General features: G+C 71.2%; 14 protein-coding genes. 7 read left to right on the forward strand and 7 right to left on the reverse strand.

All coding sequences use genetic code 11. From position 1 onward, the window contains the following. Positions 1-14 precede the first annotated feature (14 nt). A complete protein-coding gene (locus ABD194_RS13795) occupies positions 15-962 on the forward strand; it encodes a tetratricopeptide repeat protein (RefSeq protein WP_343992285.1) in 948 nt (315 codons plus the stop codon). Positions 963-972: 10 nt separating this feature from the next. Here ABD194_RS13795 and ABD194_RS13800 read toward each other — a convergent pair whose 3' ends face one another. The 6 genes from ABD194_RS13800 to ABD194_RS13825 are packed head-to-tail and all read right to left on the reverse strand — an operon-like array spanning position 973 to position 10,832. After that, a complete protein-coding gene (locus ABD194_RS13800; RefSeq protein WP_343992287.1) occupies positions 973-1,434 on the reverse strand; it encodes a hypothetical protein in 462 nt (153 codons plus the stop codon). Between the two features lie 34 nt (positions 1,435-1,468). Continuing rightward, on the reverse strand, positions 1,469-3,115 hold the full coding sequence (gene pgm, locus ABD194_RS13805; protein ID WP_343992289.1) for a phosphoglucomutase (alpha-D-glucose-1,6-bisphosphate-dependent): 1,647 nt from the start codon (positions 3,113-3,115) through the stop codon (positions 1,469-1,471). After that, on the reverse strand, positions 3,112-5,502 hold the full coding sequence (glgB, locus tag ABD194_RS13810; RefSeq protein WP_343992292.1) for a 1,4-alpha-glucan branching protein GlgB: 2,391 nt from the start codon (positions 5,500-5,502) through the stop codon (positions 3,112-3,114). Before glgB ends, pgm begins: the two co-directional genes overlap by 4 nt. After that, positions 5,499-6,926, reverse strand: coding sequence for a maltokinase N-terminal cap-like domain-containing protein (locus ABD194_RS13815; RefSeq protein WP_343992294.1), 1,428 nt, complete (start codon positions 6,924-6,926; stop codon positions 5,499-5,501). Before ABD194_RS13815 ends, glgB begins: the two co-directional genes overlap by 4 nt. After that, positions 6,926-8,632, reverse strand: a complete 1,707-nt coding sequence (gene treS, locus ABD194_RS13820; protein WP_343992296.1) for a maltose alpha-D-glucosyltransferase — start codon at positions 8,630-8,632, stop codon at positions 6,926-6,928. The genes ABD194_RS13815 and treS overlap by 1 nt, the downstream gene beginning before the upstream one ends. 4 nt (positions 8,633-8,636) lie before the next feature. Then, positions 8,637-10,832, reverse strand: coding sequence for an alpha-1,4-glucan--maltose-1-phosphate maltosyltransferase (locus ABD194_RS13825; protein WP_425579986.1), 2,196 nt, complete (start codon positions 10,830-10,832; stop codon positions 8,637-8,639). 121 nt (positions 10,833-10,953) lie between these two features. Between ABD194_RS13825 and glgP the strand changes: the two genes are divergently transcribed. Next, positions 10,954-13,542: an alpha-glucan family phosphorylase gene (gene glgP / locus ABD194_RS13830; protein ID WP_343992298.1), complete on the forward strand. Its 2,589-nt coding sequence runs from the start codon at positions 10,954-10,956 to the stop codon at positions 13,540-13,542. Positions 13,543-13,617: 75 nt separating this feature from the next. On the opposite strand, the gene glgX is transcribed toward glgP, so the two are convergent. Continuing rightward, positions 13,618-15,762 (reverse strand): glycogen debranching protein GlgX, encoded by a 2,145-nt coding sequence (gene glgX / locus ABD194_RS13835; RefSeq protein ID WP_343992300.1) that lies wholly within the window; start codon positions 15,760-15,762, stop codon positions 13,618-13,620. Positions 15,763-15,836: 74 nt separating this feature from the next. Between glgX and ABD194_RS13840 the strand changes: the two genes are divergently transcribed. The 5 genes from ABD194_RS13840 (at position 15,837) to ABD194_RS13860 (ending at position 19,596) form a co-directional block, all read left to right on the forward strand. After that, the gene (locus tag ABD194_RS13840; RefSeq protein ID WP_343992303.1) at positions 15,837-16,349 is read left to right on the forward strand and encodes a type III secretion system chaperone family protein; all 513 of its coding nucleotides are present in this window, start codon (positions 15,837-15,839) and stop codon (positions 16,347-16,349) included. Continuing rightward, positions 16,349-17,128, forward strand: coding sequence for an enoyl-CoA hydratase/isomerase family protein (locus ABD194_RS13845; protein WP_343992305.1), 780 nt, complete (start codon positions 16,349-16,351; stop codon positions 17,126-17,128). The genes ABD194_RS13840 and ABD194_RS13845 overlap by 1 nt, the downstream gene beginning before the upstream one ends. A 7-nt stretch (positions 17,129-17,135) precedes the next feature. Further along, positions 17,136-17,468 (forward strand): YqfO family protein, encoded by a 333-nt coding sequence (locus tag ABD194_RS13850; RefSeq protein ID WP_425579987.1) that lies wholly within the window; start codon positions 17,136-17,138, stop codon positions 17,466-17,468. A 348-nt stretch (positions 17,469-17,816) separates the two neighbouring features. Then, positions 17,817-18,599 (forward strand): electron transfer flavoprotein subunit beta/FixA family protein, encoded by a 783-nt coding sequence (locus ABD194_RS13855; RefSeq protein WP_343992307.1) that lies wholly within the window; start codon positions 17,817-17,819, stop codon positions 18,597-18,599. Positions 18,600-18,639: 40 nt separating this feature from the next. After that, positions 18,640-19,596, forward strand: coding sequence for an electron transfer flavoprotein subunit alpha/FixB family protein (locus ABD194_RS13860; RefSeq protein ID WP_343992309.1), 957 nt, complete (start codon positions 18,640-18,642; stop codon positions 19,594-19,596). The last annotated feature ends 86 nt before the right edge of the window (positions 19,597-19,682 follow it).

A 19,682-nucleotide genomic window follows, 5' to 3' on the forward strand; every position in this document is an offset into this window, starting at 1 on the left:
GGCAGGATTGATCTATGAGTCACCAGCCATTCACCGCAGCAGCACTGCGCGGTGCCGTCGACCTGTCCTCGCTCAAGCGTCCGGCCCCGCAGGCTGGCCCCGCATCCGGCGCGGCCTCCACCTCCGCGGACGGTGCTGGCCTCGTCATCGAGGGCACTGACGCCTCGATCCGTGAGGTCGTCGCCTCGTCGGCGAGGCACCCCGTCGTCATGGTGCTGTGGTCGCCGCGCCTCAAGGAGTCCGCAGACTTCCTCACGACGTTCGGCGCCGTCGCCCGACGGTATGCCGGCCGCTTCCAGCTCGTGACGGTCGACGTCGACGCCAACCCCGGCATCCTGCAGGCCTTCCAGGTGCAGGCGGTGCCGGTCAGCTTCGCCTTCGTCCAGCAGCAGCCCGTGCCGCTCTTCGAGGGTGCCCAGCCCGAGGCCCAGATCACCGCCGTCATCGATCAGGTGCTGCAGCTCGCCGCCCAGCACGGCGTCACCGGAACCGTGGCGGTCGGGGACGCGGCCGACGCAGCGGCCGAGGACGAGGCCGAGGAGCAGCCGCTGCCGCCACTGCACCAGAAGGCCTTCGACGCCATCGAGGCCGGCGACCTCGACGGCGCCGCAGCCGCCTACCGTGAGGCGCTCGCCCAGAGCCCTGCCGACACCGAGGCGAAGCTGGGGCTGGCGCAGGTCGGCCTCATGCAGCGCACCCAGGGCGCCGATCTGCAGGCGGCCCGGGCCGCTGCGGCCGCCGCACCGACCGACGTCGACGCGCAGATTCTCGTCGCCGACCTCGACCTGCTCGGTGGCCACGTCGAGGATGCGTTCCTGCGGCTCATCGACACGGTGCGCGTGACGGCCGACGCCGACCGCAACAAGGCCCGGGAGCACCTCGTCGAGCTCTTCGAGGTCGTCGGCGTGACGGACGAGCGGGTCGTCAAGGCACGCAAGTCCCTGATGAGCGCCCTGTTCTGAGCGACCCCGCTCAGTCGGTGGGGGCGGTCTCGACGACGGCCTCGGCGAGGTGCTCCAGCACCTCGCCGGCCAGAGCGCCGAGGTCTGGGTCGTCCTGCCCGGGGGCCGGCACGGACAGGCCCCAGTGCGGGGTGGTCGCGTCTCCCTCGTCTCGGACGACCACGACGTGCACCGGCTCGGGCTCGACGAGGTCGAGGAAGTCCTCGAGACGGTCGCCCTGTGCCTCCTCGGCCACCACGACGTCGAAGCCCTCGAGCTGGTAGGTCTCGGCCACGGCGAGGGCGGCCGACCATCGCAGCATCCGCAGCCGCAGCTGCTGGGTGGTCGGGGGCTCGTCCCAGCCGGCGACCCGGCCGGTGGTGACAGCGGCCTCGAGGGCGGCGCCGTCCACGAGCACGGCCCGCTCCAGCCGCGCGGCGACCGCCGCTGCCAGGGCAGCCCGCTCATCGCCCCGCGCGGCCGTGACGAGCACGAGCCGGCCGCGGAGCTCGGGGGATGCGCTGGAGTCATCCGCCGAGGGCTGCGGTCACGACGTCCTTGGCTTCGGCCTGGACCCGCGCGAGGTGGTCGGGTCCCCGGAACGACTCGGCGTAGATCTTGTAGACGTCCTCGGTGCCGGACGGTCGAGCGGCGAACCAGGCGCTCTCGGTGGTCACCTTGAGGCCGCCGATGCGGGCGCCGTTGCCGGGCGCCTCCGTGAGCTTGCCCGTGATCGGCTCTCCCGCAAGGGTCTCGGCCGAGACGTCGTCGGGGGAGAGGGCTGCGAGCTTGGCCTTCTCCTCACGCGACGCAGCAGCGTCGATGCGGGCGTATGCCGGGTCGCCGTGTCTGGCGGTCAGCTCGGCGTAGTGCTGGCTGGGGGTCATGTCCGTCGCGGCGAGGATCTCGGACGCGAGCAGGGCGAGCAGGATCCCGTCCTTGTCGGTGGACCACACCGTGCCGTCCTGGCGCAGGAAGCTCGCGCCGGCCGACTCCTCGCCGCCGAAACCCACTGAGCCGTCGAGCAGCCCGGGCACGAACCACTTGAAGCCCACGGGCACCTCGAGCAGGGTGCGACCGAGGTCCTCGGCGACGCGGTCGATCATGGACGAGGAGACAAGGGTCTTGCCGATGGCCGTCGTGGCGGGCCAGCCGGGTCGGGCGCCGCCGTAGAGGTACTGGATCGCGACGGCGAGGTAGTGGTTGGGGTTCATCAGGCCCGCATCGGGAGTGACGATGCCGTGCCGGTCGGCGTCGGCGTCGTTGCCGGTGGAGATGTCGTAGGCGTCCTTGTTGCGGATGAGCGAGGCCATGGCCGACGGGGAGCTGCAGTCCATGCGGATCTTGCCGTCCCAGTCCAGGGTCATGAACGCCCACTGCGGGTCGACCCGCGGGTTGACCACGGTCAGGTCGAGGCCGTGGCGCGAGGCGATCTCGCCCCAGTAGGCGACGGAGGCGCCACCGAGCGGGTCGGCGCCGATGCGGACACCGGCCTCTCGCACCTTGGCGAGGTCGACCACCTTCGGCAGGTCGTCGACGTAGCTGTCGAGGAAGTCGTAGGCGCCGGCCTCACCGCGGGCCTGCTCGAAGGCGACGCGCCGGACCTCCTTGAGGCCGTCGCGGATCAGGTCGTTGGCCCGCTTCGCGATGACGGAGGTGGCGTCGGTGTCGGCGGGACCACCGTGCGGTGGGTTGTACTTGAAGCCGCCGTCGGCCGGTGGGTTGTGCGAAGGAGTCACGACGATGCCGTCGGCGAGCCCGCTGGCGCCGGAAGGCTTCCCGCGGTTCGCTCGAAGGATCGCGTGCGACACCGCTGGAGTGGGCGTGAAGCCGTCGCGGTCGTCCACCAGCACCTCGACGCCGTTGGCCACGAGCACCTCGAGGGCCGAGCGCCACGCGGGCTCGGACAGGCCGTGCGTGTCACGTCCGATGAAGAGCGGGCCGTCGAAGCCCTGGGAGACGCGGTAGTCGACGATGGCCTGCGTCGTGGCGAGGATGTGGTCCTCGTTGAAGGCCGTGCGCAGGCTGGACCCCCGGTGGCCCGACGTGCCGAAGGCGACCTGCTGGTCGGGGTCGTCCACGTCGGGGTGCCGGTCGTAGTAGGCGCCGACCAGAGCGTCGACGTCGACGAGGTCCTCGGCCTGGGCCGGCTGGCCGGCACGGGGGTGGGTCATGAAGCGCCTCCGTTCGTGGGCGGGTTGGTCGGGCCGGTCGGCTGGGCTGCGGCACCGCCGGTGCCGCCGGCGTCGTGCGCCGCCTGCTCTGCGGCCGCATCGGCCATGGAGTCGGCGACCACCTCGGGGCTCACGGGAGGCGAGACCTCCTCGGCCGTCCCCTGGATGACCCCGGGCTCTGCCTCCTCGACCGGCACGAGCCAGACCGTGGAGAGCCGCGCGACGGTCACGTCGACGGCATACGGCTGCTGGTGCCACGCCTCCTGGCGCGCCTCGAGGACGATGCCGGCGCTGCTCGGGGCGTCGGGGTGGTAGCCGGCGGTGTCGAGCACGACCTGCCACCTCCCGCCGCGCGGCAGCCCGATCCGGTAGGACTCCTGGGTCTGCCCGCTGAAGTTCATGACGCACGCCACGACCGGTGCGTCCGTGCTCCGGTCGCCCTTGCCGAAGCGCAGCCACGAGAACGTGTTGTGCGCGGCGTCGTCGGCCTCGAGCCACTCGAAGCCGGCGGGGTCGGCGTCGAGCTCCCACAGGGCGCGGTTGCCCTTGTAGATCGCGTTGAGGTCCTTGACGAGGTTGTGCACGCGGTAGTGCAGCGGCTGCTCGAGGAGCCACCAGTCGAGGCTGCGGCCCTCGGACCACTCGGACTCCTGGCCGAACTCGCAGCCCATGAAGAGCAGCTGCTTGCCGGGATGGCACCACAGGTAGGCGAGGAAGGCGCGCAGCGTCGCCACCTGCTCCTCGCGTGGGCCGCGCGACTTGCGCAGCAGCGAGCCCTTGCCGTGGACGACCTCGTCGTGGCTGATCGGCAGCACGAAGTTCTCGTCGAACGCGTACATGAGCGAGAACGTCAGCTTGCCGTGGTGGTACTTGCGGTAGATGGGCTCCTCGCCGAGGTACTTCAGCGAGTCGTTCATCCAGCCCATGTTCCACTTGAAGCCGAAACCGAGACCGCCGTGGTTGGTGGGCCTCGTGACCCCCGGCCACGTCGTGGACTCCTCGGCGATGGTCACGATGCCGCCAGCCCGCTTGTAGGCGGTGCCGTTGGTCTCCTTCAGCAGCCGGACCGCCTCGAGGTTCTCGCGGCCGCCCTCCTCGTTGGGAAGCCACTCGCCGGCGCCGCGGGCGTAGTCGAGGTAGAGCATCGAGGCGACGCCGTCGACCCGCAGGCCGTCGACGTGGAACTCCTCGAGCCAGTAGAGCGCGTTGGCGACGAGGAAGTTGCGCACCTCGTTGCGGCCGTAGTCGAAGATGTTGGAGCCCCACTCGGGGTGCCAGCCGCGTCGGGGGTCCGCGTGCTCGTAGAGCGGCAGGCCGTCGAAGCGGGCCAGCGCCCACTCGTCGGTGGCGAAGTGCCCGGGCACCCAGTCGAGGATGACGCCGATGCCGGCGCGGTGCAGCTCGTCGACGAGGTAGCGGAAGTCGTCGGGCGTGCCCCACCGTGAGCTCGGCGCGTAGTAACCGGTCACGTGGTAGCCCCACGATGGGACGTACGGGTGCTCCATGACCGGCAGGAACTCCACGTGGGTGAAACCGAGGTCGCGCACGTAGTTGACGAGGTGCTCGGCCAGGCCGCGGTAGCCCAGGCCCTGGCGCCACGAGCCGAGGTGCACCTCGTAGGTGCTCATCGGGCCCTGGTGCGAGTTGCGGGTGCGGCGCTGCTCCATCCAGTCGCCGTCACGCCAGTCGTAGTGCGTCTCCGTGACGATGGCCGCCTGCTTGGGCGCCACCTCGGTCATGCGGGCCATCGGGTCGCTCTTGAGCCGGACGAGCTCGTCGGGACCGCGGACGGCGAACTGGTAGTTCATGCCCTCCTGGGCGCCGGGCAGGAACAGCTCCCAGATGCCGCTCTCGCCGAGGGCGCGCATGGGGTGCGTGCGGCGGTCCCAGTCGTTGAAGTCGCCGATGACGTGGACCGCCTTGGCGCGCGGCGCCCAGACGGCGAAGGAGACGCCCCAGACCTCGCCGAGCGGCCCGGGGTAGTGGCGCACGTGCGCGCCGAGGACCGTCCACAGCTGCTCGTGGCGGCCCTCGTTGATGAGGTGCCGGTCCATCTCGCCGAGCGTCGGCGCGAAGCGGTAGGGGTCGTCCTGGACGTGCTCGACCCCGTCGCCGTACTCGACGAGGAGGCGGTAGTCGTGCGTGGAGCTGAAGTCGGGCGAGGTCATCGACCAGATGCCGTCGCGGACGTGGATGAGCTCGACCCGGTCACCGGTGTCGAGCCGGGCCCCCACCCGCGTCGCGTACGGCCGGAACGCCGTGATGGTGAGGCCGCCGGGTCCGAGGTGCTGTCCGAGCAGGTCGTGCGGCTGGCCGTTGCGGCCGCTGAGGAACGCGGAGATCGCCGCCTCGTCGAGCGAGGGGCCCTTGCTCGTGCCGGTGGTCATGGGGTGCCTTCCTCGGTGGTGAGCCGCTCGACGGCGCCGAGCGGGATGGGCAGCCACGAGGGCCGGTTGCGCGCCTCGTAGACCACCTCGTAGAGCGCCTTGTCGAGCTCGAGGGCGCGGGTCAGGGTCTGGGCGTCCGCATCGGGCTCGCCGGCGACGGAGGCGTAGCCCTCGAGGAACGCGGTGCGGCACGCGGCTGCCCAGTCGGTCGCGTCGACGGACGGCTCGGCCAGCGCGACCGAGCCGGCGGCGTAGTCGAACGAGCGCAGCATGCCGGCCACGTCGCGCGCGGTCAGGTCGGGGCGTACGCGTTCGGCGAGCGGGCGCAGCGGCTCGCCCTCGAAGTCGAGGGCCACCCAGCCGCGCTCCGGCACGTCGAGGACCTGCCCGAGGTGGTAGTCGCCGTGGATGCGCTGCAGCGGGGGCCAGCGGAGCGCACCCACGGAGCCCACGAACCGCTCGACGGCGGCGGAGCAGGAGGACAGCTCGGGCACGAGCGCCACGGCATCGGCATACCGCCCGCGCATGGACGCGGCGAGGGCCTCGCGTGCCTCGGCCGTGACCTCGTGGGTGCCGAGGGCGTGCGCGAGCGCGGCGTGGATCTCGGCGGTGACGACGCCGAGGTCACGCGCTCGCGCGGTGAAGTCGCTCCCCGAGGCGGCAGCGACCAGGGCCACCCGCCAGGCGTCCTCGACGCCCGGGATGAACTCCTGCGCGAAGGCGAGGTGCCCCTGCATGGGCACACCGTCGGCGGGTGAGTCCCACGCGCCGGACAGGTGGCCGATGGCCATGGGCACGCGGTCGGAGCCCTCCTCGGTGAGCGCCGACTGCACGACGACATCCGGGTTGTCGCCGTCCTGCAGGGTGCGGAAGACCTTGACGATCAAGGGCTCTGCGGGGCCGCCCTCGGCAGACGTCATGCGGCAGATGATCGAGGTGTTGGACTGCTCGCCGCTCAGCACGTTGGAGGAGGACACGGTCCCCTCCGTGCGGTGGGTCGACGAGCCGGTGGCCAGCGCGTTGCTCCCGACGGAGGCCTGCGCCTCGTCGGACACCCCGGCGTCGAGGATGGTCGCCATGAGCTGCGAGACGTAGACGGGGTCGTGCGGCCCGTCGTAGACCCACCGGGTGCCGAGCACGCTGTGCTCCATCGTGCCGAGCAGCGCGTGCTCCGTGCCCTCGAGCGGGGCCGCCCGGTAGGTGAGCGGGACCTGGTAGACGACAGCGGGGGACACGGCCTCGTCGGCGAGCAGCAACGTCTCGCAGCCGACCTCGCCCGCCGGGTCCTCGAACCGGAAGCCACCGACCCGGCGCAGCTGCGGCACGTGACCCTTGCCGTGGTACCAGCGCTGGCGCGGCATCCACTCGGTCACCATCTCGGTCTTCGTCGGCGTCAGGGTGGCGCCCTTGTGCACGATCGCCATCAGCGGTTGTCCTCCCCGCCGCGCAGCTGGAGCCAGAAGAAGTCGCGCGAGCCGAGGGTCAGGGTCACGCGGCCGTCGTTGGCGACCCACGGGAAGCCCTGACCGCCGAAGAGGTCGATGAGCTGCCGCCCGGACAGGTGCTCCGGGAGCTGGATGGTGGCGGCCTGGGGGCGGCTCGACAGGTTGTTGACGCAGAGCACCGCCTCGTCCGGGTTGTCGGGGTCACCGGTCAGGACGCGTGTGAAGGCCAGGATCGCGTCGTTGTCGGCCTCGACGACCTGGAAGTCGCCGAGCCCGAAGACCGGGTGGCGGCTGCGGATCTGCAGCATGCCGCGGATCCAGTGCAGCAGCGAGGCCGAGGAGGCCATCTGTGCCTCGACGTTCACGTTGTTGTAGTGGTAGACGAGGCTGCTGATGACCGGCAGGTACAGCTTGCCGGGGTCGACGCTCGAGAAGCCCGCGTTGCGGTCGGGTGTCCACTGCATCGGGGTGCGCACGGCGTCGCGGTCGTTGAGCCAGATGTTGTCGCCCATGCCGATCTCGTCGCCGTAGTAGAGGCACGGCGAGCCCGGCAGCGAGAGCACGAGCGCGTGGATCAGCTCGATCTCGGGGCGGGAGTTGTCGAGCAGGGGGGCGAGGCGGCGGCGGATGCCGACGTTGGCACGCATACGGGGGTCGGGGGCGTACCAGCCGTACATCGCCGCCCGCTCCTCGGGCGTCACCATCTCGAGCGTCAGCTCGTCGTGGTTGCGCAGGAAGGTGCCCCACTGGGTGCCCTTGGGGATGGCGGGGGTGTCGGCGAGCACGTCGATGATCGGTCGGGCCTTCTCCTCGCGCAGCGAGTAGTAGAGGCGCGGCATCACCGGGAAGTGGAAGCACATCTGGCACTCCGGCTCCTCCTCGGAGCCGAAGTAGTCCACCACCTCCGCCGGCGGCTGGTTCGCCTCGGCGAGCAGGATGCGGCCGGGGTACTCCGCGTCGACCATGGCGCGCAGCTCGGCGAGGAACCCGTGCGTGCGCGGCAGGTTCTCGCAGTTGGTGCCCTCCTCCTCGAAGAGGTAGGGCACGGCGTCGAGCCGGAAGCCGTCGATGCCGAGGTCCATCCAGAAGCGCACGATGTCGAACATCGCCTCGCGGACGGCCGGGTTCTCGAAGTTGAGGTCGGGCTGGTGGCTGAAGAAGCGGTGCCAGAAGAACTGCCGGCGCACGGGGTCGAAGGTCCAGTTGGACACCTCGGTGTCGACGAAGATGATGCGGGCGTCGTCGTAGCCGTCGTCGGTGTCGGACCAGACGTAGAAGTCTCCGTAGGGGCCGTCGGGCTCGGCGCGGCTCGCCTGGAACCACGGGTGCTGGTCGCTCGTGTGGTTCATGACGAGGTCGGTGACGATGCGGATGCCGCGCGCGTGCGCCTGCGAGACGAGCTCGGTGAACTCCGGAAGCGTGCCGAACTCGGGCAGCACGGCCTTGTAGTCGGAGATGTCGTAGCCGCCGTCGCGGAGCGGCGAGGCGTAGAAGGGCGGCAGCCACAGGCAGTCGACGCCGAGCCACTGGAGGTAGTCGAGGCGCTGGATGAGTCCCGTGAAGTCGCCGGCGCCCACCCCCTTGGAGTCGGCGAAGGCGCGGACGAGCACCTCGTAGAAGACCGCCTTCTTGAACCACTGCGGGTCGTGCTTCAGCCCGGGCTGGGAGAGGTTGAGGCCCTGCATGTGGTCAGTGGCTCCTCACGTGGATGATGTGGACCGGTTCGGAGTCCGGCCCCAGCCGGACGAAGTTGTCCTGGCGCCATTCCCACGTCTGGTTGGTGATGTGGTCGTGGGCGTCGAAGCTGGACCATGAGGCCATACCCAGCGCCTCCATGTCGAGATGCACCCACGTCTCACGGCTCGCGTGGGGGTCGAGGTTGGCCACGACGAGGACGGTGTCGCGCTCACCCGTGGCCGCGTCGACGATTCGCGACTTGCTGAAGACGAGGACGTTCTCGTCGTCGGCGGAGTGGAAGCGCAGGTTGCGCAACCAGCGCAGGGCGGGGTGCCAGCCGCGGATCTCGTTGAGCCGCTTGAGGTACCACGCAAGGGAGCGGCTCTCGAGAGGGCCGCCCGGCTCGTAGAGATACCACTGGCGGTCCTTGTACTCGTACTTCTCGTTGTCGAGCTGCTCCTCGGCGCCGGGGCGGGCGAGGTGCTCCATGAGCTCGTAGCCGGCGTAGATGCCGTACGTCGGCGACATCGTCGCGGCCACCGCCGCACGCAGCTTCCACGCGGTCGGACCGCCGTACTGCATGTAGGGCGTGAGGATGTCGTGCGTCGTCGGCCAGAACGACGGGCGCATGTAGGCCGCGCCGGTCTCGTCTCCGGCGAGCTCGCGGCCGTACTCCTCGAGCTCCCACTTCGCGTTGCGCCACGCGTAGTAGGTGTAGCTCTGCTGGAAGCCGGCCTTGGCCAGCTCGTGCATCATCGCCGGCTTGGTGAACGCCTCGGAGAGCCAGATGGTCTCGGGGTGCTGCAGGGCGACGTCGGCGATCAGCCACTGCCAGAAGGCGACCGGCTTGGTGTGCGGGTTGTCCACGCGGAAGATGCGGACCCCGTGGTCCAGCCACACCTGGATGACGCGGCGCACCTCGGCGTAGGCCGCGGCCGGGTCGTTGTCGAAGTTCAGGGGGTAGATGTCCTGGTACTTCTTCGGCGGGTTCTCGGCGTAGGCGATGGAGCCGTCGGCGCGGGTCGTGAAGAGCGAGGGGTGGGTCTGCACCCACGGGTGGTCGGGGGAGGCCTGCAGCGCGATGTCCAGCGCGACCTCGAGCCCGTTGCGGCCCGCCTCGGCGACGAAGTGGTCGAAGTCCTCGAAGGTGCCGAGGTCGGGGTGGATGGCGTCGTGCCCGCCGTCGGGGGAGCCGATGGCGTAAGGGGATCCGGGGTCGCCGGGCTGGGCCGCGAGGGTGTTGTTGCGCCCCTTGCGAGCCGTCGTGCCGATCGGGTGGACCGGCGTCAGGTAGACGACGTCGAAGCCCATGTCGGCGATGGCGGGCAGCCGCTCGGCGGCGGTGCGGAAGGTGCCGGAGACCCACTCGCCCGTCTTCTCGTCGCGGTGCGCGCCCTCGGAGCGGGGGAAGATCTCGTACCAGGCTCCGTAGAGCGCGCGCTCGCGCTCGACGTGCAGGGAGTATGCCGGTGAGCTCGACACGAACTCGCGCAGCGGGACGAGGGAGGCGAGCCCGTGGATCTCGGGCGAGGTGGCCGCGCCGAAGCGGTGGGCGGCCGGCATGCGGCTGTCGCCGAGGGCGACGATGCCCTGGTCGATCGCGCTGGCGTCGATGCCCAGACCGCGCACGGACTCGGCGAACCGCTCGAGCACCCGGACCCCCTCGGCGCACATGAGGTCCTCGTCCACACCGGCCTCGATCTTGATGCCCGCGTCGTGCACCCAGGTCGCGTAGGGGTCGGACCAGCCCTCGACGCGGTAGGTCCACCAGCCCTCGCGGTCGGCGACGACGGTCGTCGCCCACTCGGACAGGCCGGGGTTGACGCTGTGCATGGCGAAGTAGTGGTCGCCGCCGTCGGGGTCGGTGAGCACGGCCGTCGCGTTGACGGCGTCGTGGCCCTCGCGGAAGACCTTGGCCCGCACGGTGAACTCCTCGCCGACCACCGACTTGGCCGGGCGCCTGCCGCAGTCGACGAGCGGACGGACGTCGCTCACGGGGATGCGCCCCATCGGGAGCGCGCCACCCGGCATACCCTCCACGGTCGGCGGGGTGCTCACGGGGTGGGCCGGGGCCAGGTGCACGGCTCCGGCCTCGGTGTCGTCGACGAACGCGCTGTCTGCTGTCGGGGTGGCATCCGCTCTCTTGGGGGCGGCGCTGCGCACGCGGGCTGGCCTGCTGGGACGGGACTTCTTCGCTGAGCCGGTCACGCGTCGACCGTACCCAAGTTGGACCATCGGGCGCATGAGGCACCCCCCGCCGTCCGGTGGGTGAAACCCTGCTGCAAGTTCTGCAAGAAGCCGACATCGAGGGCCTCTATGCTGTCCCCTTGTGAAGGCCATCCGACGCTTCAGCGTCCGTACCGTCCTGCCCAGCCGCATCGAAGGACTCGGCGTCCTCGCGAGCAACCTGCGCTGGTCCTGGCACCCGCCGACCCGCGACCTGTTCGAGAGCATCAGCCCTCGCAAGTGGGCGCAGGCCGGAGAGGACCCCGTCAAGCTCCTCTCCCGCCTCTCCTCCGACGAGCTCGCCGCGCTCGCCGCCGACGACGAGTTCGTCGCCGACGTCGTGCGCGCCAACGAAGACCTGCACCACTACCTCACCGACGAGCACTGGTACCAGTCCTGGAGCCGCGAGCAGGAGGCCGCCGGCAAGGCCGCGCCCGCTGCGATCGCCTACTTCAGCCCCGAGTTCGGCATCACCTCAGTGCTGCCGCAGTACTCCGGCGGCCTCGGGATCCTCGCCGGCGACCACCTCAAGTCCGCCTCCGACCTCGGCGTGCCGATCGTCGGCGTCGGCCTCTTCTACAAGACCGGCTACTTCAAGCAGTCACTCAACCGCGACGGCTGGCAGGTCGAGACCTACCCGGTGCTCGACCCCGACGGCCTGCCCCTGGCGCTGCTGCGCGAGGAGGACGGCACCCCTGCCGTCGTCACCGTCAGCCTGCCCGCCGGCCGCGAGCTGCACGCGCACGTCTGGAAGGCGCAGGTCGGCCGCGTCCCGCTGCTCCTGCTCGACTCCGACGTCCCCGGCAACGACGAGCAGACCCGCAAGGTCACCGAGTCGCTCTACGGCGGCGGCGGCGACACCCGCCTCGAGCAGGAGCTGCTCCTCGGCATCGGTGGCGTGCGTGCCCTGCGCCTCTGGTCGCGCCTGTCCGGCGCGCCGACGCCGGAGGTCTACCACACCAACGAGGGCCACGCCGGCTTCCTCGGCGTCGAGCGCATCACCGAGCTCGTCCGCGACCACGGCCTGACCTTCGACGAGGCCCTCGAGGCGGTGCGCGCGGCGACGGTGTTCACGACGCACACCCCCGTCCCCGCCGGCATCGACCGGTTCGACGCGGCGAAGATCAACCTCTTCTTCGGCGGCGCCAACGCGATCCCCGGCGTGCCGGTCGAGCGGCTGCTCGCCCTCGGCGCCGAGGACTACGAGGGCGGCCAGCCCGGCATCTTCAACATGGCGGTCATGGGCCTGCGCCTGGCGCAGCGCGCCAACGGCGTCTCGCAGCTGCACGGTCTCGTCAGCCGCGAGATGTTCGATGGGCTGTGGCCGGGCTTCGACGACGACGAGGTACCGATCACCAGCATCACCAACGGTGTCCACGCCCCGACGTGGGTCGACCGCGCCGTCTACGACGTCGCCCTCAAGCACCTCGGCACCGCCGACATCGCCGGCCAGAACGCCTGGGACCGCATCGACGAAGTGCCCTCCGACGCCGTCTGGTCGACCAAGCGCGAGATGCGCGAGAAGCTCGTGGCCGACGTGCGCCGCCGGGTGCGCTCCTCGTGGCAGAAGCGCGGAGCGAGCGACGCCGAGCTCGGCTGGGTCGAGGACGTCCTCGACCCCGACGTGCTGACGATCGGCTTCGCCCGGCGCGTCCCGACGTACAAGCGCCTCACCCTGATGCTGCGCGACCCGCAGCGGCTCAAGGCCCTGCTGCTGCACCCGACGCGGCCGGTCCAGCTCGTCATCGCGGGCAAGTCGCACCCGGCCGACGAGACCGGCAAGCGCCTCATCCAGGAGATGGTCCGCTTCGCGGACGACCCGGAGGTGCGCCACCGCATCGTCTTCCTGCCCAACTACGACATCGCCATGGCGCAGCACCTCTACCCGGGCTGCGACGTGTGGCTCAACAACCCGCTGCGCCCGTTCGAGGCGTGCGGCACCTCGGGCATGAAGGCCGCCCTCAACGGTGGCCTCAACCTCTCCATCCTCGACGGCTGGTGGGACGAGTGGTTCGACGGGCGCAACGGCTGGGCGATCCCGACCGCCGACGGTGTCGAGGACGCCGACCGGCGTGACGACATCGAGGCCTCGGCGCTCTACGAGCTGATCGAGCACGACGTGGCCGCGAAGTTCTACGACCGCGACGCCGCCGGCCTGCCCCAGGGCTGGATCGCGATGATGACGCACACCCTCAAGACGCTCGGCCCCAAGGTCCTCGCCAGCCGCATGGTCGAGGACTACACCGCGAAGCTCTACAGCCCGGCCGCCGGTGCCGGCCGCGCGGTGGGTGGCACGGACTTCGCCGGCGCCAAGGACCTCGCGGCCTACAAGGCCAAGATCCGCGCCGCGTGGCCGAAGGTCAAGGTGGAGCACGTCGAGCCCTCGGGCCTGTCCGACTCCCCGCAGATCGGCGACGTCCTCGACCTGCGCGCCTACGTCTCGCTCGACGGGCTCACCCCCGACGACGTCGAGGTGCAGCTCGTCCACGGGCACGTCACCGAGGGCGACGAGCTGTGGGGCATGGAGGTCGCGCCGCTGCAGCTCGTGGAGTCCTACGAGGACGGCCGGCACCAGTTCGCCGGCTCGCAGCCGCTGCGCCGCACCGGCTCGTTCGGCTACAGCGTGCGCGTCGTGCCGAAGCACGCGGGCCTCGCCGGCCCCGCCGAGCTGGGCCTGGCCCGCAACGCCTGAGAGCCCGGAAGACGCCGAGAGCCCGGACCCGTGCGGGTCCGGGCTCTTCGCGTACCAAGGCGTTCCGCGGGCGCCTCAGGCCGGCCCGACGGCGCGCCAGACCCGCATCGAGGCACCCACCATGGGCACCTGAGTGCCGGGGTCGAGGACCTCCTGCAGGTCCAGCGGACGCTCGTCCACGCTGTCCCAGAGCAGCCGGTATGCCGTCACGCCCGGCGCCAGGGGGAGCGTGACGTCGGCGGCCCACGCCGACCCGTTCACCACGACGAGCACCGACTCCTGCCCGAGGGCCGTGCCGTTGTAGAGGGCCTGCAGCACGTCGAGCGCGGGATTCTCCCAGCGCTGCCCGACGGGCAGGCCGTCGACGGCGAACCAGGCGAGGTCCGTCGAGCCGTCCGCGTGCACCTGCCGGCCGGAGAAGAACGCCCGCTGGCGCAGCACCGGGTGCTCCCGGCGCAGCCGGACCACGTGGCGCGTCGTCTCGAGGAGGTCGGCCTGCCACGGCTCGAGCTCCCAGCTCGTCCAGCTGGTCTCGTTGTCCTGGCAGTAGGGGTTGTTGTTGCCGCCCTGGCTGCGACCGATCTCGTCACCGGCGGCGAGCATCGGCACGCCGGTGGAGAGCAGCAGCGTGCCGAGCAGGTTGCGCATCGACCGCCGTCGGGCGGCCCTGACGTCCGGGTCGTCCGTGCACCCCTCGACGCCGTGGTTCCACGACCGGTTGTCGTTGGTGCCGTCGGTGCCGTTGTGGCCGTTGGCCAGGTTCTCCTTGGTGTCGTAGGCCGTCAGGTCGGCGAGCGTGAAGCCGTCGTGGGCGGTGACGAAGTTGACCGACGCGATGGTGCCGCGGTCGTGGCTGTGGAAGAGGTCCTGCGACCCCGCGAGCCGCGTGGCGAGCTCGCGGACGCCGTGGCCGACGCCGCCCGAGGCGGAGGCGGCGACGTCGCGCAGCCAGAAGGTGCGCGTCGCGTCGCGGTAGCGGTCGTTCCACTCGGAGAAGGGCGGCGGGAACTGCCCGGTGCGCCACCCGTGGATGCCGAGGTCCCACGGCTCGGCCACGAGCTTCGTGCGCGAGAGCACCGGGTCGGTGCGCAGTGCCATCAGGAAGGGGTGGTCGCGGTCGTAGCCGTCGTCCTTGCCGCGACCCAGGGCGACGGCGAGGTCGAAGCGGAAGCCGTCGACGTGGAACTCCTGGACCCAGTGGCGCAGCGAGTCGAGCACCATGCGGGTCACCGTGGGGTGTGTGAGGTCCAGGGTGTTGCCGCACCCGGTGACGTCCACGTCGCGCCCGCGGTCGTCGAGGCGGTAGTACGCGCGCTGGTCGAGACCACGCCACGACAGGGTCATGTCCTCGCGGGAGTTCTCGGCCGTGTGGTTGTAGACGACGTCGAGCAGCACCTCGATGCCGGCTGCGTGCAGGTCCTTGACCATGGTCTTGAACTCGTCGACCACGCCCTGCGGGTCGGTGACCGACGCGTACGCCGCGTGCGGCGCGAAGAAGCCGAGGGTGTTGTAGCCCCAGTGGTTGGTCAGGCCGCGCCGCACGAGGTCGGGCTCGGAGGTGAAGGTGTGCACGGGCAGCAGCTCGACGGCGGTGACCCCCAGGCCGAGCAGGTGCTCCACGAACACGGGGTGGGCGAGGCCGGCATACGTCCCGCGGAGCTGCTCGGGCACGCCCGGGTGCAGCTTCGTCGCGTTCTTGACATGGACCTCGTAGAGGAGGGACTCGATGAGCGAACGGCGGGGGAGCGCGTCTGCGCCCCAGTCGAAGTCGTCCTCCACGATGACGCAGCGGGGCATGTGCGGGGCGGAGTCGCGCCCGTCGCGCACCCCCAGGTCACCGCGCAGCTCGGGCCCGACGGTGTGGCCGTAGAGCGCGGCGTCCAGGCGCACCTCGCCCTCGACGGCGCGGGCGTAGGGATCGAGGAGCAGCTTGGCGGGGTTGTGCAGCAGGGAGCGGTCGGGGTCCCACTCGCCGTGCACCCGGAAGCCGTAGCGCTGTCCCGGCCCGACCCCGGCAACGGTGTCGAACCACGTGCCGTGCGCGTGCTGCCGCAGGGGGACCCGCCGCTCCGTCTCGGAGCCGTCGGCGTCGACGTCGAAGAGGCAGACCTCGACCCCGGTGGCGTGCCCCGCATAGACCGCGAACTGCGCGCCGTCGCCGGTCAGCCGCGCGCCCGGCTCCGGGGGCAGGTCGGGCATCACGGCGGGGCAGGGGCGCATGGACCGAGCGTAGGGTCTCGGATCCCACCCCGCCCGGATCGACCTCACGGCGCCGGTCTGGTTACGGTTGGCGCATGACCGATCCGACTTCGCTGCCCAACTTCATGCCGAGCACCCCCGACGCCGGGCCCAACGGTGTCCCGGCGAGCGACTCGCCGGTGCGTGACCGCATCCTCGACGTCCTGAAGGGCCTCGGCCTCGAGGCGAACGTCGACGGGGACGGCGACCTCGAGTTCGCCATCGTCGACGAGCAGGGCACGAGCACGACCCTCTTCGCCCGCGTGGCGGAGGGCGACCTGGCCCTCGTGCGCTTCTTCGGCCAGTGGCAGCTCGCCGAGCCCGTCTCGCCGGACCGCAACGAGCGCCTGGCCCGCTGCAACGACCTGACCATGCAGCTCAACCTCGTCAAGCTCTCGCTCGTGCAGGAGAGCCTCGTGGTCTCCGCCGAGCACGTCATCACGCCCAACGCCGACCTCGAGATCCTCGTGCCGCTCTCGGTCAACCACATCCTGCAGAGCGTCGGCTTCTTCTTCCAGTCCTGGCTGCCGATGGACGACGCGCCGGCCGACGCCCCCGGCGACGCCTGATGGGCGAGTTCGTCCGGCTCGAGGTCGAGGACGGCGTCGGCACGATCCGCCTCGATCGGCCGAAGATGAACGCCCTCAACGTCCAGGTGCAGGAGGAGATCCGTGCGGCCGCCGCCGAGGCGAGCGCACGCTCCGACGTCAAGGCGGTCGTCGTCTACGGCGGTGAGCGGGTCTTCGCGGCCGGGGCCGACATCAAGGAGATGCAGGCGATGTCGTACACCGACATGGTCGAGCGCTCCGCCCCGCTGACGAGCTCCATCACCGCCGTCGCCCGCATCCCCAAGCCGGTCATCGCCGCGATCACGGGGTACGCGCTGGGCGGCGGGTGCGAGCTGGCGCTGGCCTGCGACTTCCGCGTCGTCGCCGACGACGCGAAGCTCGGCCAGCCCGAGATCCTCCTCGGCGTCATCCCGGGCGCCGGTGGCACGCAACGGCTTTCGCGGCTCGTCGGTGCCTCGCGTGCCAAGGACATCATCTTCAGCGGCCGCTTCGTCGACGCCCAGGAGGCGCTCGCCATCGGCCTCGCCGACAAGGTCGTCCCCGCGGGTGACGTCTACACGGCGTCCCGCGAGTGGGCCTCCACCTTCGTGGGCGCCGCCTCGTACGCCGTGCGCGCCGCCAAGGAGGCCGTCGACCGTGGTCTCGAGGTCGACCTCGAGACGGGCCTCGAGATCGAGAGGCTGCTCTTCGCCTCGCTCTTCGCGACGAAGGACCGCGAGATCGGGATGACCTCGTTCGTCGAGCAGGGGCCGGGCAAGGCGCAGTTCGAGGGGCGCTGAGCCACCCGTGACCGAGCCCCTGGACGTCCTCGTGTTCTACTCGCCGGTCGAGTCCACCGAGGACGTCCTGGCGGCGGTCTTCGCCGCAGGGGCAGGGGCGATCGGTGACTACACCGAGTGCGCGTGGCGCGTCGAGGGCTCGGGCCAGTTCCGTCCCGGGCCGGGTGCCGACCCGGCGATCGGCTCCGTCGGCGCCCTCGAGCGCCTGCCCGAGCACCGGGTCGAGGTGACCCTCCCGCGCAGCGCCCGCCGTCGTGTCGTGGCGGCGCTCCGGGGGGCCCACCCCTACGAGGAGCCGGCCTTCCACGTCATCGCGACCGCAGACGTCGACACCGGCTGAGCGGACCCAGCCGGTGCGAGTGCGCGATGGCGCGGTTGCGGGCGCCATACGGGCCGTTCCGCCCCTTGCAAGTGCGCCACGGCGCAGCCGTGGCACCGTCCGCGGTGGTTGGTGCCGCCCGAAACCGCGCCACGACGCGGTGGTGGTGTATGCCGTCCCTCGTCCCACGCGGATGGACGGCGTTGTGCCGCAGCCCGGCTGACGGCATACGCCCTGTCTGGTGGTGAGCGTCACGCCACTGCCGTGCCTGCTGAGCGAGCGCTCAGTGAGAGGATGGGCGGCAGTGCCGGGGCGACCTCCGGCAGCTCCAGGAGCACCACCACCAGCAACGGAAGAGGACGTTCACCCATGAACATCGTCGTCTGTGTCAAGTACGTGCCGGACGCCCAGGCCGAGCGCACGTTCAACGCATCTGACAACACGACCGACCGCGAGAACGTGGACGGCCTGCTGTCCGAGCTCGACGAGTACGCCGTCGAGGAGGCCCTGAAGATCGTCGAGGCCGGCGAGGGCGAGGTGACCGTCCTGACGGTCGGCCCCGACGCGGCGGCCGACGCCATCAAGAAGGCGCTGCAGATGGGCGCCGCCAAGGGCGTGCACGTCAACGACGACGCGATCCACGGCTCCGACGCCGTGGCCACCTCGCTCGTGCTCGCCGAGGCGATCAAGAAGCTCGGTGACGTCGACCTCGTCGTCACCGGGATGGCCTCGACCGACGGCACGATGGGCGTCGTCCCCGCGATGCTCGCCGAGCGCCTCGGCCTGCCTGCCGTCACGTACGCCTCCGAGCTGACCGTCGAGGGCTCCACCGCCACGATCCGCCGTGACGGCGACGCCTCGACCCAGACGATCACCGCGACGCTGCCGGCCCTCGTGTCGGTCACCGACCAGATCAACGAGCCGCGCTACCCCTCGTTCAAGGGGATCATGGCCGCGAAGAAGAAGCCGGTCGAGTCGTGGAGCCTGGCCGACCTCGGTGTCGACGCCTCGCAGGTCGGCCTCGACGCGGCGTGGACGAAGGTCGACTCCTTCTCCGCCCGCCCGCCGCGCACCCAGGGCGAGATCGTCGCCGACGAGGGCGACGGCGGAGCCAAGCTCGCCGCGTTCCTCACCGAGCGCAAGTTCGTCTGACTTTCCTTGACCTCCCCAGCCAGCAAAGGAGATCCGCACCATGGCTGAAGTACTCGTGCTCGTCGACCACGTCGACGGCAAGGTCCGCAAGACCACGGCCGAGCTGCTGACGATCGCCCGCCGCCTCGGCGAGCCGTCCGCCGTCTTCGTCGGCACCGGCTTCGACGCCGCCAAGGAGGCCCTCGCCCGCTTCGGCGCCGAGAAGGTCTACCGCGTCGAGTCTCCCGAGGTGCTCGAGCACCTCGTCGTCCCGCAGGCCGAGCTGCTCGCGCAGCTGGTCTCCGAGAAGGCCCCGGCCGCGGTCCTGCTGCCGTCCTCGCCCGAGGGCAAGGAGATCGCCGCCCGCCTCGCCGTCAAGACCGAGTCGGGCCTGATCACCGATGCCGTCGACGTGCAGGCCGCCGACGGTGGCGTCGCCACCACGCAGTCGGTCTTCGCCGGCTCGTACACGGTCTCGGCCACGGTCACGAAGGGCACGCCCATCGTCGCGGTCAAGCCGAACTCGGCCACCCCGGAGGAGGCGACCGGCGCGGCCGCCGACGAGGTGCTCGACTTCACCCCGTCCGACGCGGCCAAGGGCGCTCGGATCACCGAGTCCAAGCCGAAGCAGGCGAGCGGGCGCCCGGAGCTGACCGAGGCCGCGATCGTCGTCTCCGGCGGTCGTGGCACGGCCGGCGACTTCTCCAAGGTCGAGGAGTTCGCCGACAGCCTCGGCGCCGCGGTCGGCGCCTCGCGCGCCGCGGTCGACGCCGGCTGGTACCCGCACACCTCGCAGGTCGGCCAGACCGGCAAGCAGGTGAGCCCGCAGCTCTACGTCGCGTGCGGCATCTCCGGCGCCATCCAGCACCGGGCCGGCATGCAGACGTCCAAGACGATCGTGGCCGTCAACAAGGACAACGAGGCGCCGATCTTCGAGCTCGTGGACTTCGGCGTCGTGGGTGACCTGTTCACGGTGCTGCCGCAGGCGACCGAGGCGATCAGGGCTGCCAAGGACTGAGGTCCGGACCGGTCTGCGGACGGGTCTGCGGATGGCTCCGGCCGGTGCCCGATGCCCGGCCCCGAACCATCGGCACGCTCACGAGA

Source organism: Terrabacter terrae (assembly GCF_039529575.1).
Taxonomy (GTDB): Bacteria; Actinomycetota; Actinomycetes; order Actinomycetales; family Dermatophilaceae; genus Terrabacter; species Terrabacter terrae.